The 14,049-nt window shown below is 60.2% G+C and carries 10 protein-coding genes and 1 pseudogene; 9 read left to right on the top strand and 2 right to left on the bottom strand.

The window, feature by feature from the left end; translation table 11 throughout:
- The 9 genes and pseudogenes from NFW05_RS14225 to gltA all read left to right on the top strand — a co-directional run.
- A pseudogene (locus NFW05_RS14225) lies at positions 1-333 on the top strand (hypothetical protein); the annotation flags it as partial.
- Between the two features lie 71 nt (positions 334-404).
- Positions 405-668 (top strand): DUF6127 family protein, encoded by a 264-nt coding sequence (locus NFW05_RS14220; RefSeq protein ID WP_363321711.1) that lies wholly within the window; start codon positions 405-407, stop codon positions 666-668.
- Positions 669-1,331: 663 nt separating this feature from the next.
- A complete protein-coding gene (locus tag NFW05_RS14215) occupies positions 1,332-1,709 on the top strand; it encodes a hypothetical protein (protein WP_295308185.1) in 378 nt (125 codons plus the stop codon).
- Positions 1,706-4,201: an Hsp70 family protein gene (locus tag NFW05_RS14210; protein WP_295308182.1), complete on the top strand. Its 2,496-nt coding sequence runs from the start codon at positions 1,706-1,708 to the stop codon at positions 4,199-4,201. Before NFW05_RS14215 ends, NFW05_RS14210 begins: the two co-directional genes overlap by 4 nt.
- A 3-nt stretch (positions 4,202-4,204) precedes the next feature.
- Positions 4,205-5,623 carry an ATP-binding protein gene (locus NFW05_RS14205; protein WP_295308179.1) on the top strand — a complete coding sequence of 473 codons (1,419 nt, stop codon included), beginning with the start codon at positions 4,205-4,207 and terminating at the stop codon, positions 5,621-5,623.
- Between the two features lie 12 nt (positions 5,624-5,635).
- Entirely contained in the window at positions 5,636-6,874 is a 1,239-nt protein-coding gene (locus tag NFW05_RS14200; RefSeq protein WP_295308176.1) for a hypothetical protein, read from the top strand.
- Positions 6,874-8,880, top strand: coding sequence for a hypothetical protein (locus NFW05_RS14195; RefSeq protein ID WP_295308174.1), 2,007 nt, complete (start codon positions 6,874-6,876; stop codon positions 8,878-8,880). The genes NFW05_RS14200 and NFW05_RS14195 overlap by 1 nt, the downstream gene beginning before the upstream one ends.
- Before the next feature lie 34 nt (positions 8,881-8,914).
- On the top strand, positions 8,915-9,559 hold the full coding sequence (locus NFW05_RS14190; protein ID WP_295308171.1) for a hypothetical protein: 645 nt from the start codon (positions 8,915-8,917) through the stop codon (positions 9,557-9,559).
- 1,074 nt (positions 9,560-10,633) lie between these two features.
- Positions 10,634-11,968 (top strand): citrate synthase, encoded by a 1,335-nt coding sequence (gltA, locus tag NFW05_RS14185; protein WP_295308168.1) that lies wholly within the window; start codon positions 10,634-10,636, stop codon positions 11,966-11,968.
- A gap of 274 nt (positions 11,969-12,242) precedes the next feature.
- Here gltA and NFW05_RS18580 read toward each other — a convergent pair whose 3' ends face one another.
- Positions 12,243-13,277, bottom strand: coding sequence for a hypothetical protein (locus NFW05_RS18580; protein ID WP_366918269.1), 1,035 nt, complete (start codon positions 13,275-13,277; stop codon positions 12,243-12,245).
- 129 nt (positions 13,278-13,406) lie between these two features.
- Entirely contained in the window at positions 13,407-14,006 is a 600-nt protein-coding gene (locus tag NFW05_RS18575; protein WP_366918268.1) for a DUF499 domain-containing protein, read from the bottom strand.
- Between the last annotated feature and the right edge of the window lie 43 nt (positions 14,007-14,049).

Here is a 14,049-nt window from a genome sequence, read left to right as displayed (position 1 = left end):
GCGTCGTCGGTGACCGGCTACACGGATTACCGTGCCTGGGCGCAGCCGGTGGATCGGACGAGCCAGGCCTCGGTGGTCGTGACCACGGCGAACGTCACGCTCTCGGCGGCCGAGGCCCGCTGCGGCTATCTGATCACCACCGGGGTGCTGACCGGCCACCGGTCGGTGATCGTGCCGGACCACTGGCGCGCCGACGTCTTCTGCGCGAACACCGGCGCCTTCACGACGATCTTCCGGACGGCCGGGGGCAGCGGCATCGTCGTCGGTCAGGGCAAACGCTGCCTCCTGCGCGCCGACGGCGTCAATGTCGTGCGCGTGACGCCGGACGTCTGATTAGGGAGGGGCGAGTGGCCAGCGATTCGGGAGCGACGGATCGGGAAGAGCCGCGGGTCGAGCGGCGCAAGATGGTGACGCTGCCGCAGGAGGAGTTCGAGGCGATGCTCGAGCGAGCCGCCGAGCGCGGGGCTCGGCATGCCCTGCACGGGGTGGGGCTCGATGGCGCCGATGCGGCGCACGACATCCGTGAGCTGCGGAGTCTGCTCGACGCCTTCAACGAGGCGAAGAAGACCGCATGGCTGACGATCGTCCGGATGCTGGTGACGGGACTGGTGATGGCGACGCTCGCGGGGGCGTTCGTGAAGCTGAAGGTGTTTGGGGGTGGGCAGTAGGCAAGCTACCCGGGTGGCGGTGTCCGGGGATATCGGTGACTGTTAGGTTGGCGGCGTCCTTGCGATGGCGCTTTCGACCGCAAGAACTCCCTCCGGACTCGACAGACGAGGAGCTATCGCAGTGGAGCGGAACGGCAAGTCGTCCCGGCGCAGCGGGAAAGGGTGGAGCGCGCCGATCGCGGAGTACCACCACCGGTGGCGGCGGGGTCAAAGAGTCTTGCGGCGGCAGGGGATCAGCACCGTTAAACTTATACCGCTGGAGGGGCTGTTCGGCACTGCGCCGAAAACCGGCGTTCGGTGCTGACTCCGGCAGGAGCGCGCCGTTCGCTCCTGCCCGATGCGCGCGAACCGCCGGAAGACGCTCAGGCAGCCTGCGGAACCCCGTTTGGCGCTTGCCTCGCCATTGACCCCAGCCGCGGGAAGCTTACAATACCCACGAGTACTGCCTTGGCAGGGATCCAATCCAGCGTGCTTATCTTCTGCGGCTGCGCCAGCGCGTGAACCGGAGGTACCCCGTGCGGCAGAGAAACGCTATTCGCTATGCGCCATTGCGTGTGGAACGGAACGATTGATGACCTATGCAGAGCAATGGCAGCCGCTATCGAGCCGTATCCCTAAGACGAGGCGGTAACGCTGCCAGACGGTTTACTGAGGGACGGACTCATGGGTGACTGCGACGGTAGTCCGACGTTCGAGGGGCTGGAAAAGACCCTTCTAGACTTGGTTGTAGAGAGCTGGCGCTTCGCCAAGCTCTTCCAGCGCCTCCTGACGAAAGTGGACGCCGGTGAAGGCTCTCGCTACATCAATCAGTACCGCTACTACCTCAAGCGCCTGGACGATTGCCTGAGCCAGGCTGGATTCCACGTCGCGAACGTTGAAGGTCACCCCTACGATGTTGGGATGGCTGCCAGCGCGCTCAATATTGGCGATTTTGGACCCGACGACGCACTTCTCGTCGATCAGATGGTTGAACCCATTATCATGGGACCGGAGGGCCTTGTGCGTTCAGGAACCGTAATGCTTCGGAAGACTGCGGAATGAAGAACTACGTGGGGATCGACCTCGGAACGACCAACAGCGCCATATGCTCCTACGACGGTGAGAACGTCAGACTTTACAAGAGCCCTGAGCAGCACGACGTTACCCCTTCGGCAATCTTCATCGACAAACGCGGCAACAAGTACGTCGGGGCACGGGCTTACAACAACTCGGCCAGGAACCCGGACAACGCGGCTGTCCTGTTCAAGCGCCTGATGGGCACGAGCACCCCGATCAAACTGCCGGCGATCGACCTCACAATGAGCCCCGAGGAATGCTCGGCGGAGATTTTGCGAGTGCTGTTCGGCTTTCTCCCTGAGGAAATCCGCAACGATCCCGAGACGGGGACGGTAATCACGGTACCGGCGGCCTTCAACCAGATGCAAAAGGATTCCACCATGTCGGCCGCCGAAGCGGCGGGCCTCGGCAAGGTAGCCCTGATGCAGGAACCTGTCTCAGCCGTAATGAGCGTCATGCGCCATCGCAAGGGCGACGGCGTATTCCTCGTCTATGACCTCGGCGGCGGAACCCTGGACATCGCAATAGCCGAGAGCATCGCTGGCCGCGTCAATCTGCTGGCCCACGGCGGCATTGCAATGTGCGGCGGACGCGACTTCGACCGCATCCTGCTCGACAACGTAGTCAAGCCCTGGTTGTTGGATAACTTTGATCTCCCAGAAGACTTTACCGTCAACGCGCAATACAAGTCGCTCGTCAGGATGGCGACGTGGGCGGCAGAGAAGGCGAAGATCGAACTGTCCTCGAAGGAGGAGGCTGTCATCAGCCTATCCGAAACCGAACTGGGCGCCAAGGATGCGTCTGGCGAGGAGATGTACCTTGATATCCCGTTCCCGCGTGCGGTGCTCGACGAACTGATTGAACCCAAGCTTGCCGAATCGATCCAGGCGGCGCGAGAGACGATGGAAAAGGCGGGACTGACGCCGCACGACATCGAGCGTGTCGTCTTCGTCGGAGGCCCGACACACTACAAGCCGTTGAGAGACAAGGTGGCGTTCGAGCTTGGAATCGCTCCCTCCACGGACGTGAATCCGATGACCGCCGTGGCAGAAGGCGCCGCCGTGTTCGCGGAATCCATCGACTGGAATTCGATGACGCGGAGTCGCAAGAGCACGCGTGGCGCCATCAGTGCTGGCGGCCGGCTTGATCTCGCTTTCAACTATATCGCACGCACCCCTGACAGGCGCGCCAAGATCGCGGTCAAGCTCGGCGGTACCGCCCTGGCCGGAGCGGCATTCCAGATTGATAGCCTGGATACAGGTTGGTCTTCCGGTCGCATCGCGCTGAAGGATGGGGCAACAGTCGAGGTCACCCTGACCAAACCTGGTGAGAACACCTTCAAGATATTCGTTTTCGATTCGACAGGTGGTCCGATCTTCCTTGAGAACAGCAAGATTGTCATTACCAGGACGGCGGCGACCATCGATGGCATTCCGTCTTCGTCCTCAATTGGTATCGAGGTGCTCGACAAACTTGGTGGTCGTGCGGTAGTCGACTTTATCGTAAAGGAAGGCGATTCACTGCCAAAGAAAGGCCAGAAGACCTACAAGGCTGGTGAATCCTTGAAGGCCGGCAGCAACGGCGTAATCAATTTTAAGCTCTGGGAAGGGGATATTGAAGACCCTGTCACCGACAATCGCCCGATTGGCCTGTTCACGATCAACGGCCATGATTTCGAGAGCGGCGTGATCTCGGCCGGCGCCGATCTGATCTGCGAGTACGAAGCGTCCGACTCGGGCAACATCTGGTTATCCGTCACGGTACCAAGCATCGGCGGCACTTTCAACAGCAGCCATAACTTCTATTCACGCGATGGTGGTTTGATCGACTACACCAGTGCCTCGATTCAGGTTCGTGAGGACGCGGAATCCGTTCGTTCGCGCGTTCAAGCGGTGTCCGAGAAAGTCGAGAATCCTAAGCTGGATCAGGCCATGGAGAAACTCGATCAAGCCACCAATCTGAAGGAGGGCGAGAGCGATCCGGAAACCGCCAAGCAGGCAATGGACAGCGTCCTTGAAGCCAAGAAGTTGCTGGCGCAGGTCAGGAAGGAACACATCAAGGAAATCCGGCAGCTCGACTTGGATCGCTGCGTCGGCTTCTTCAACAGCAGCGTTCGTGAGTACGCCAGGCCGACGGAAGTATCGGCTTTCGAAAACCTTGCGCGCACCGCTCGACGTTCCATCGACAGCAATAGCTCCGACTTCGAGAGCCATCTTGGCAAGCTCAAGGGGAAGAACTTTGACATCCTCTGGCGGCAGGACTGGTTCGTGGTCGATTGGTTCAAGCACCTGTCCGAGGAAACGTACCTCTTCCCGGACAAGCGCAAGCATGCCGAGTTGGTCGCAATCGGACGGGAAGCGATCAATGCCGACGAAATCGACAAGCTCCGGCGGGTTGTCTGGGAACTCGACAACATGAAGATTGGCACCGCCGTGGACGACGAAATGTTCGCGGCTGCCAACATCGTCCGGGGTTGATCCATGCCGCTTGATGCCTGGCTGCCGGTAGGACTGTGTCTCCCAGATGGGGCAAAGGTTCGACTCGCCTTGCATGAGGGGGGCGACTGGCAAATCTTCGAGGCGCAAGGCTGCGGCCACGTCTTGGTAGTCAAAGACTCGCTACACCAACGCTGGATTGAGTCGAAACTCATCGATTCGGGTGTGTTTTCCCCGTTCTCGTTCGGCGGCGACAGTCTATTCGAGGCGTCTTGCGGTAGCGGGCATGTCCTGGCTCCGACCCTGGCCTGCAAGTCCCCCGATTCCAAGAACGAGGCATTGGCATTCGCCGATGCCTTGCGTGCCACCAGACAGATCGATCCCGAAAGCGCATTCCAAGATGCCATCTATGTCGAGAAGCTCTCCAGGCTTCTGCCGACGTACACGCTGACCGCTCGTGTCCCTGACGATGTCGTGTTTGGCTCCTGGATAACTGGGGGCGTGCCGGTATCCGTCACCGCCTTCCGGCGCCTGCGGACACTCGTTAGCTGGCTGGGCGAGCAGCACCTGCGTGAAGTTGTCCAGCGGGCAGGGTTTGCAGTGCCGACAACCTCCGGAAGAACACGAGGATCGGAAAAGACGGCCGAAGCCAAGACATCAGCAGGGGAAGAACCAAAGGAATCGGTACCCGAGACATTCACCTTGGCTGGGCGACCAGAACTGGAAAGCTTTCTGATCGAACACGTCATCGACATCATCGAGAACAAGGAGCGCTACAAGGCCCTTGGTATTGAATTCCCATCGGCGATCATCCTTCATGGACCTCCCGGTTGCGGCAAGACGTTCGCCATTGAGCGGCTCGTCGAGTATTTGGGTTGGCCAAGTTTCCAGATTGAAGCTTCCAGCGTCGCCAGCCCCTACATCCACGAGACCAGCAAGAAGATCGCCGAGGTCCTCGATAAGGCCATCAAGAATGCACCATCCATTCTTGTCATCGACGAAATGGAAGCGTTCCTCGCTGATCGGCAAATGGGCACTGGTTCGAGCCACCACAGGGTAGAAGAGGTTGCCGAGTTCCTTCGTCGCATCCCCGAGGCGATCAAGAACGAGGTCCTGATCGTCGCGATGACAAACCGAATTGAGATGATCGACCCGGCAATCCTGAGAAGAGGCCGGTTCGACCACGTCGTGAAGGTCGATATGGCGTCGGAAGCCGAGGTTCTGTCGTTGCTCCAGAATCTCGTTGGTCAGTTGCCGCAGGAAGGTGACATCAACTTGGCCACGCTGGCGAAGAAACTTTCGGGACGCCCGCTGTCGGATGTCGCCTTCGTGGTCCGCGAAGGTGCGCGGATTGCCGCTCGATCCGGCAAGGACAAATTGAACCAGGAGAGCCTGCTCAAGGCTTTGGAGGCTTCCCCCGCCAGGGATGAGGACGGCGGGAACCGGAAGATCGGGTTCGTTTGAAGTGAGCCAGCCATGTCAGATAACAAGAACGATGGAAAGGGATTCGCTGGGCTCGATTCGATGGTTTCGGACGTTACGGATGATGTCCGGAACGTAATCAGCAAGCTGCCGCAGCCAAGGCAGGAGCCGCCTCGCGCTCCGCCTCCCAGTCCGCTGCCGGTTCAATCTGAGCCGGTTCAGCCGCAACCGGCTCCGCCGCTGTCGCGTCCAGCCCCCATTGCTTCCGGCAAGCAGCCTTCAGGTGGGAAGAATTGGCTCGTATGGGGCGGGATCATCCTCTTCTTGATCTGGGTGTTCGGTAACTCTGGCAAGTCGAATAACAACACCTCGTACTCGCCGCCGCCCTCGTCTTCGTCGTCATCATCGTACGCGCCCGCTCCGGCGCCAGTTCCGGCACCCGCGCCGGCTGTCGTGTCTTCCGCCGGTGAAAAACCACCAGTGGGGAACGGCCTGTCCTTCAACCGAGAGCAAATCCGGTACTGCCTGACTGAGAAATATCGCGTTTCCGCCATTGAAAGCATCGTCGATAACACACGCAGCGGCGAGGTCGCAGCGTACAACGCGATGGTCGATGATTACAACAGCCGTTGCAGCCATTTCCGCTATCGGCGGGGAATGCTGGAAAGCGTCCGTTCGGAAGTCGACGCCAGAGCTAATGAAATCCGGAAGGCAGCCCAAAGTGCGTGGATTAGGCAGGTGCTTGGCATCAGGTCGTCGGCAACGCCCGCCGCGGGAGCAAGTAAGCAACGGGCCTCTGTCGAGACCGCCCCTCCACCTGTAGCCCAGACAGTCGCTGCAGCACCTTCACTGCCGGCTTCTCAACCATCATCAGTGAGCAGCGCTCAAAACTTGACCACTGCTGAGCGGGAATCGCTTGAAGCTGCGTGCTCTCAGGACAAGTACCTCAACGGGCCTGCAGCGTATAACCAGTGCCTCGTGAACCAACTGGCAGCGGTCAATGGCCAGTCGGGAAGGCCAAACCTATCTGGGTTGAATACTGCTGAGCATGAATCAATTGAGGCCGCGTGCTCGCAAGATAAGTATCTGAACGGTCCCGCTGCCTACAACTCGTGCCTTAACCGGCAGCTAGCAGCTTTGAGCAAGAGCGGTAGCCGTCCGTCGTTGGCCGGGCTTTCTTCAAATGACAGAAACGCTGTTGAGATGGCCTGCTCACAGGACAAATACCTGAATGGCCCGGCCGCTTACAACTCGTGTATGTCGCGGGAACTCGCTTCAATGAGATCGCGATAATGACTAGGGCAATTTGCTTCAACTGTGGGGCTAAGAAATTCGGGGCCTTTACCCAGTGTGCTGCTTGCAAGGCGACCCCGAGCAGCCAGGAGCAGCTCGAAACCTCAATGGCTCTTTGCGAGCACATGCATTCGAGCCAACAACTGGGCATCTTCGCCGAAGACATCCACCAGCATCGGAAGTTGGTTTTCCGTCCTGGGGTTCTCGATCAGGCCCGAGAGGCGCTCAAAGACCCGCAACTGGTAGCTATGCTGGGCCTGGTGGTCAAGAATGCTAACCGGGACTCTCCACGACCCTCGTCGTCGCCGCCTCGGCCAAGCCCGGCCCAGGCTGCAAGCCACATCAAGGTCAGGCGCGACGCCCCCGTGACCACCGATCTTCATAAGACAGCGTTTGCCATTCTGGATGTAACAACCAGAGATAACCGGCGCAGGATCGTCGAACAGGCGGAAGAGAGAAGCCTTTCGGTGGATCACGAGCTGTGTGCCAAGGCCCGTTCGGAACTCACGAATCCGCGAAATCGCCTTTCTCTGGAAGTCACCTGGCTGCCTGGTATCTCACCGAAACGCGCATCTGCCTACTGCACGTTGATCAGGCACGACCTGGACAAGTACATGTCCGCCGCCGAGAACGAGGCACCGCTGGTCAAATCGAACCTGATCGCGGCGGCCCTGGAACTGTTCGATGCCGACATGGACGCCGACGATTGGGCTTCCTGGATTTACCAATTGGCCTCGGAGTCCGACCAGATCGACGCGGAGGATGTTTTACGACTGGTTAACGAAGACCGTGCCGTTGCGGGCTTCCCGCTGGTATCCGGTCCTGAACTCGTTGAGGAAGAGGTTTCCAATCGCCGACGCTACTACAAGGACGCGATCAAGAACGCGATTGATCGGCTACCCACCAAGCGCATGATCGATGTCATGACCGATGTGGTCGAAACGGCAACGCTGTCTGGAGAAGAGGCCGCGCCGTTATTGATCGACGAACTGATCGACAGCTACGAACTTGGCGTGCGCTCGTTCCTTGAGCGCGAGGCGGATAACGTGGAGAAGCTGATCGGCTCGATCAGGAGCAGCGCCAGCAATGGTGTGAGAGCGGTGACTCCCCTGATCGACAAGCTCGATAGGGTCATCCGGAACTGGGACCGAGTTGCTCAGCCCATCCAAGTCAGCATGAAGTCGCGTGGCCTTGAGCACGACCAGAGCCGGCGTATGGCACTCGACGTGAGAGGTCTCGGGGTTGACCTGTTCAATGAGCACCAGATGTTGGATCAGGCGGAACGGCTGACGAACCTACTGAGGGACGTGTTTGCCGAACTGCCAGAGGTGGTCAATCGTCTCGAAGAGGATTCTGTCGCTATCTCCAACATTCAAAGGGATAGAGAGAAAGCGCAGAAGCAAGCCAACGATTGGGTGCAAGAGATCAGCTTTGAAGGTCAGATCGGGCTTGTCTTCAAGGATACGCTGAGGATTTCGCCGAATGGTGTCGAGTGGAAGGGCTCCCGTGTGGCGCTCGAAAACGTGACGGGTATCGGCTGGGGTGCTACTCGAAATTCGGTTAATGGCATCCCGACCGGAACCGACTACTTCATCTTTTGGTGCGATCAACACAACGTTACGCGGGTTCAGTTGAACCGTGAGACTGTCTATTCGACCTTCATTGACAAGCTCTGGAAGGCCGTCGGCGTTCGGCTGCTTACCGAGATGCTGGGTGGCCTGCGCGAGGGCAAACGGTATCGATTCGGCAACGCCATTCTCGACGACTTCGGAATGGAACTGACCAAGAGCCACTTGTTCAGCGCCGACGAGAAGATCAAGGCGACCTGGGCAGAGCTGCAAATCTGGAATGCCAATGGCTCGCTCCATGTCGGCAAGACCAACGACAAGAAAGCGGTCCTGGAGCTTCCGTATCAGGGCGCCAATAACGCTCATGTCCTTGAGGCCGCGATCCGCACAAAGTTCAAGACCGGCAATCCCAGGCTGAGCAGCATTTTCGACGACTAGAAATTAACCAACAATAATTCAGGGAGTATAAGAAATGGGATTCTTTTCCAAGCTACTCGGCAAGGAGGACGAGGGGCAGAAGGCTCTCAGGGAAGCCATGCAAATGATCTGGAAGATCGTCGACGACGAGAAATTCCAGAACACGCTACTCGGTGATGAAATGGAGGCCCTGCTGAATAGCGCGCCGGCCATCGATGAACGTCCAGACGGGCAGGGCGCCTTCGGACTGGACCAGCGCAATCCGATTCCCGTCAATGGCGCCATCGGCGAGTTGGCTTACCTTTCTCGGCTGGAGACCAACAACGGCGAACGAATGATGTTCCATCGGATCGGCTCGATCAACACAATTGACGTTTTCGAAGCCGTGACCTACTCAGGCAGCGGCTGGTTTATCTTCTTCATCGATCTCTATCACCCGAGGCGGTCGCGGAAGGCGCCACCGGGGTTTCGCCTCGCCAACGAGCCGCGCCAGTTCAGCGGCTTTCACAATTTCTGCCGAAACTTTCCCTACGACTTTGCAGATGCAAAGCAGGCGTCGCCTGAGATGCTCCGCATGGCCTACATTCCCCTCGGCAACGTCATGCCACAGATGGAGAAGACGGCTTTCACCCGGCCAATGTCTCACAAAGCCAAACTCGACATCGTGATAAGCAATCTGTCGAGCCGCACGGACACGTGACTGGGCTATGTCGTCTGAAAAGAGGGGGTCCAGCGCATGCCGTTGTACACAACTCACCCCGAGGCCGCCGGACGGATGAACTGGAGACCGACGACGCAGTCCATGATGCGCTGTAAGCCGATCCCCCCAAATTCGACAGCGAAGGACGCAGGTGATTGTTTATGCCCAATTCACCCATGCGGAATTGGCACGACACGCGTCTGGTTGTAGGCTCGGCCAGGGCGATGCTCGCGAACGGCTCCTTCTGCTGGATGGTGACAACGGACAGGCCGGATGCTGACTGACGGTGATGCAGCGTCACCTCCTGGGGTACGGGATCCGGCGGGCGATCTCGAGCGCTCGCTCGGGAGAGATGGGGCTACCCGTGGACTTCAGGCGCAGGCGCAACCGTTGATTTGCGTTCAGCATTACCCCAAAACCGCAGAGCGTTTGTGATGGCGTACGTTCTGCCCCGCCAGGACACTGGCCGCAAACTCTCTGCAACAACCACGAATACCCCGCTCAACGCCATGTTTTGCGGGGTTTTTCGTGTAAACGTCCCGGGCTCGCCGCTCCCGCAAAGGTCATATCCGCGCTCTCGAGGGCCAGTTCTCTCGGAAGCTCGTGACCTCGCCAATTTGGCACGGTCTTTATAAGCGATTGTTTTTATGCGATTTCCTGAGAGTGCTGGACGGCTTCACGATGGCGTATGCTTTGCTTTCGTGAGGTACGCGATCGCGAATTGTCTGGGTGGTGATGGGCCGAAGACAGGCTATCGCGGCCATGGAAGCTCTCGATGATCGGATGATCGTTCCCGCTCCCACCATCGAGGGCATTCGCTTTTCTACAAGAAGGCGACATCGTCGTGCATCCGGGCCGGAGGCCAGTCAGTGCTCCCGGCGCCAAGTTCAAGATTGACGCCGCTTGCAGGGGGTGCCTATACTCTGTGCGAGGTCATGCAATTTCTTGTCCTCGGCCAGATTCTGGACACGGCGAAAACCTGTCGGGCGGACACCGCGAGGGTGGAGTTCATCTTCCGGGCTGGATCCGTTCCACCGAATGATGACCAGTTGCACGCAGGAAGGAGGCCGGAGCATGAAACGCGCACTTCCCGATCTGACCAGCGCTCGACCAGTAACGGGCGAGAAAGTGACCATAGTCTTTCATGCAGACGGGAGGCAGGTCGATCTTCCCGTGCTTGCCGGCACCCACGGTCCCAAGGTCATTGACGTCCGGCCGCTCTACGCAGAGACGGGCTATTTCACCTACGACCCAGGGTTCATGTCGACCGCGAGCTGCGATTCGGCGATCACCTTCATCGACGGCGAGCGCGGCATACTTCTGCATCGCGGGTACCCGATCGAAGAACTTGCGGCACATGCCGACTTCCTCGAAGTCTGTTATCTCCTCCTCTACGGGAAGCTACCCACGCAATCAGAACTCAAGCACTTCGACGATCTGATTGGCCACCACACAATGGTCCACGAGCAGTTCAAGCGGTTTTTCGAGGGCTTCCGCCGGGACGCACACCCGATGGCTGTGATGGTGGGCACCGTCGGAGCGCTGAGCGCCTTCTACCATGACAAGATCGACATCACTGATCCCGAAGCCCGGATGGTGGCAACGCACCGCCTCATCGCCAAGATGCCGACCATCTGCGCCATGGCCTTCAAGTACTCGCTCGGGCAACCTTTCCTGCACCCTCTCAACGGGTTGGGTTACGCCTCGAATTTCCTCCGGATGTCTTTTGGCATCCCCGCACAGGAATACGTGGTGAGCCCTGTCCTGGCACGTGCCATCAACCGTTTTCTGGTGCTGCACGCGGATCACGAGCAGAACGCCTCTACCGCGACGGTGCGCATTGCCGGCTCGAGTCACGCGAATCCTTATGCATGCGTCGCGGCCGGAATCACGGCGCTCTGGGGGCCGGACCACGGTGGCGCAAACGAGGCGGTGGTTAACATGCTCGAGGAGATCGGGAGCAAGGACCGCATCCCCCTCTACATCAAGCGTGCCAAGGACAGGAGCGATCCATTCCGGCTTACCGGCTTCGGTCACCGGGTCTACAAGAACTACGACCCACGTGCGGCGATCCTGCGCGAATCCTGCCACGAGGTACTCGCGGAACTGGGCAAGAAAGAAGAACCGTTGTTCGCTCTGGCACTCGAACTTGAGCGCATTGCCCTCGATGACGATTACTTCGTCCAGCGCAAGCTGTTTCCAAACGTTGACTTCTACTCGGGCATCCTGCTGCGGGCCATTGGCTTCCCCAATGCGATGTTTCCGTCTCTCTTCGCGCTTGGCCGCACGATCGGCTGGATCGCTCAATGGAAGGAGATGATCGAGGCACCGGATCAACATATCGCCCGCCCAAGACAGCGTTACACGGGTCATCCGATTCGACCCTACTTGCCCCTCGCGGAGCGCTGATACGCTGCGACGCAGGGGTAGTCGGTTGCGGCGTGGCCCGGCGGGGTCGCCCGGTCCCGACCAACTGTTGACAGGCGCTTCGTCTGAAGCCCACACCTGAACTCGCCCTGGGCATCAATGTCCGCATCACCGAAGCTCTGCGGAGTGCCTCCGCGTATCGACATTGGCCACCAGCGCTCGCTGAAGTCTGGCGCCCCGGGAGCCAATTCTCTCGCAGGCTACTCACTTCGCGAATTTGGTACGGTTTTTTTAAGTGATTGTTTTGACCTGCAGTTTATCCACTCCTTCGCGACCCCCGGCTGGTGGACTTCAGCGTCCGGCTGTTCTCGATGACCGTGCGCACGACCTTGTCGGGCGCGCCACCCGGCATCTCCGCCTCCACCTCGATGGTCACCGTCACTCTCGCGCCAACGAAGCCGACCAAGTGTGAAATCACCTCCTCCGCGATGCGGCTGGCGTCACGACCGACACGGGCGGCATCGAGGACGACCGTGCCGTGGAAACGCTTCGGTCTCGCTGCAACCGGCTCAAGTTCCGTTCCCGTTGCTGGCTTCCCGGCAAGCGGAACGGCCATCGTTCCGGGGCCACCCCGGGTCGGCGGCTTCGCTGTGCCCCTCGACCCCGGGTTCTCGCGTTCGCCATCGAGCTGCCGGGCCGCCACCTCCGGTTTGACCACCAGCCCGGGCGCGTGGGCGTCGGTCAGAGCCACCATCTGCCCCGCCCGCAGACCCTGGTAGCGACCCGCCGACTCGTCGAACCCGTCGGCGAAGGCAAAGCCGTCCTGCATCCAGGTCAGCAGACTCACGCCGTTGCTGATCGCGCTCAGCAGGACGCTCGAATCCCTGAGCCGCGGCAGGTAAAGGTAGCGCGCGAAATCCTCGACCAATTGCTTGACCGCCACGTGATCGCCGCGCCAGAGCGGGACGCGCTCGAGATCCATGCGCAGCCGCGTCGAGGCAAAGGTGGTCAGATACAGCTCGTCGCTGCGCAGCTTCCGGCTGGCTCGTACGGCCAGCGTATCGGTCCCGGGCAGCCGCAGCGCTTCCCAGGTGGTCGGCGCCTGCGGTGTCGCCTGCACCGGCACCAGCAGCCAATGATAGGTCTCCGGCAGTCGGGCGGTGACCGTGCCATCGGCGGCGGTCTTCTGCGTCTCGGCCTGGGTCACCTGGTAGGGAGTCAGGTTGAGCGGCACCCTCTCGGCGAGGATCGACTCCCACGCCAAGACCTTGCGTGCCGCCTCGTCGAGGTCCTGCAGCCGGGTCTTGTCCGCCGCCAGGAAGACCAGCGTATTCCGGTACAGGCGAGGCATAGTGCCGCGGCCCTCGCGGCCAGCTCGCCGGCGCTGTGGCCTTCGCTGCCGTACGGATGATCGACGCCGAGCACGACGAGGCGCGCGTCCGTATCGTCGGGCACGTCGGCGCCGGACGCCGGCATCGGGTCAATGCGCGCGAAGTCGCCCTTGCGCTCGAGATCCTTGCGCAGGCGCCTTTCGCGCAGCCGAGTTTGACGCGCCGGTCCTCGATCCCGTGTGCGCGGCGTCCGTGGTCGGCGCCGAGCCCAGGTAAATCGCTCGCGCCACCCGCCGGCTCGCCGAGACCCGGCCCAGATTGGGCAAGTCGCGATCGAGCTTCAGCGGCAGCGAGTTCGGCCCATCGACATCTTTCTCGATCACCGGCACCCAGTTGTTCGAGAGGTAGCGCGTCAGTTCGGACTGCACGCGCGCGTCGTCGATCGCCACGTTGCCGGGCAGGATCAGCGGATTGTGGTCGCGCTTTTCCCACAGGCTGTGGATCACCGCCGCCATCAGCCGCAGCACGTCGGGCGTGCGCTGGAATTTCACCAGCGTCGACCAGTTGGTATGCAGCCGGTCGAAGACTTCCGGATGGATCGGATAGGCGGCGCGGATGCGCTTTTCGTAGTCGGACTCGCGGCACTCCGGCGGAAACGCCGCCTGCTGGGTCCGGTAGAAATCGGCGAAGGCGCGCGCCACGGCGTGGCGGCCCCTGAACTGTGCCGGGTCGGCAAGCAATCCTCGCAACTTAGCACTTCGTCATAGTCCAGGGCTGGCTTGCGCGAAGGCC

It is taken from the genome of Accumulibacter sp., from assembly GCF_023806625.1.
In the GTDB taxonomy this organism is placed as follows: domain Bacteria; phylum Pseudomonadota; class Gammaproteobacteria; order Burkholderiales; family Rhodocyclaceae; genus Accumulibacter.
Note: the sequence above shows the minus strand (reverse complement) of the source record. Positions and strands in the feature narration are given on the sequence as shown.

What these genes read in the sequence shown, in the direction of transcription:
- NFW05_RS14220 (WP_363321711.1), top strand. Translation starts at nt 405, where the DNA reads ATGGTGACGCTGCCGCAGGAGGAGTTCGAGGCGATGCTCGAGCGAGCC.
- NFW05_RS14215 (WP_295308185.1), top strand. Translation starts at nt 1,332, where the DNA reads ATGGGTGACTGCGACGGTAGTCCGACGTTCGAGGGGCTGGAAAAGACC.
- NFW05_RS14210 (WP_295308182.1), top strand. Translation starts at nt 1,706, where the DNA reads ATGAAGAACTACGTGGGGATCGACCTCGGAACGACCAACAGCGCCATA.
- NFW05_RS14190 (WP_295308171.1), top strand. Translation starts at nt 8,915, where the DNA reads ATGGGATTCTTTTCCAAGCTACTCGGCAAGGAGGACGAGGGGCAGAAG.
- NFW05_RS14200 (WP_295308176.1), top strand. Translation starts at nt 5,636, where the DNA reads ATGTCAGATAACAAGAACGATGGAAAGGGATTCGCTGGGCTCGATTCG.
- gltA (WP_295308168.1), top strand. Translation starts at nt 10,634, where the DNA reads ATGAAACGCGCACTTCCCGATCTGACCAGCGCTCGACCAGTAACGGGC.
- NFW05_RS14195 (WP_295308174.1), top strand. Translation starts at nt 6,874, where the DNA reads ATGACTAGGGCAATTTGCTTCAACTGTGGGGCTAAGAAATTCGGGGCC.
- NFW05_RS14205 (WP_295308179.1), top strand. Translation starts at nt 4,205, where the DNA reads ATGCCGCTTGATGCCTGGCTGCCGGTAGGACTGTGTCTCCCAGATGGG.
- NFW05_RS18580 (WP_366918269.1), bottom strand. Translation starts at nt 13,277, where the DNA reads ATGCCTCGCCTGTACCGGAATACGCTGGTCTTCCTGGCGGCGGACAAG.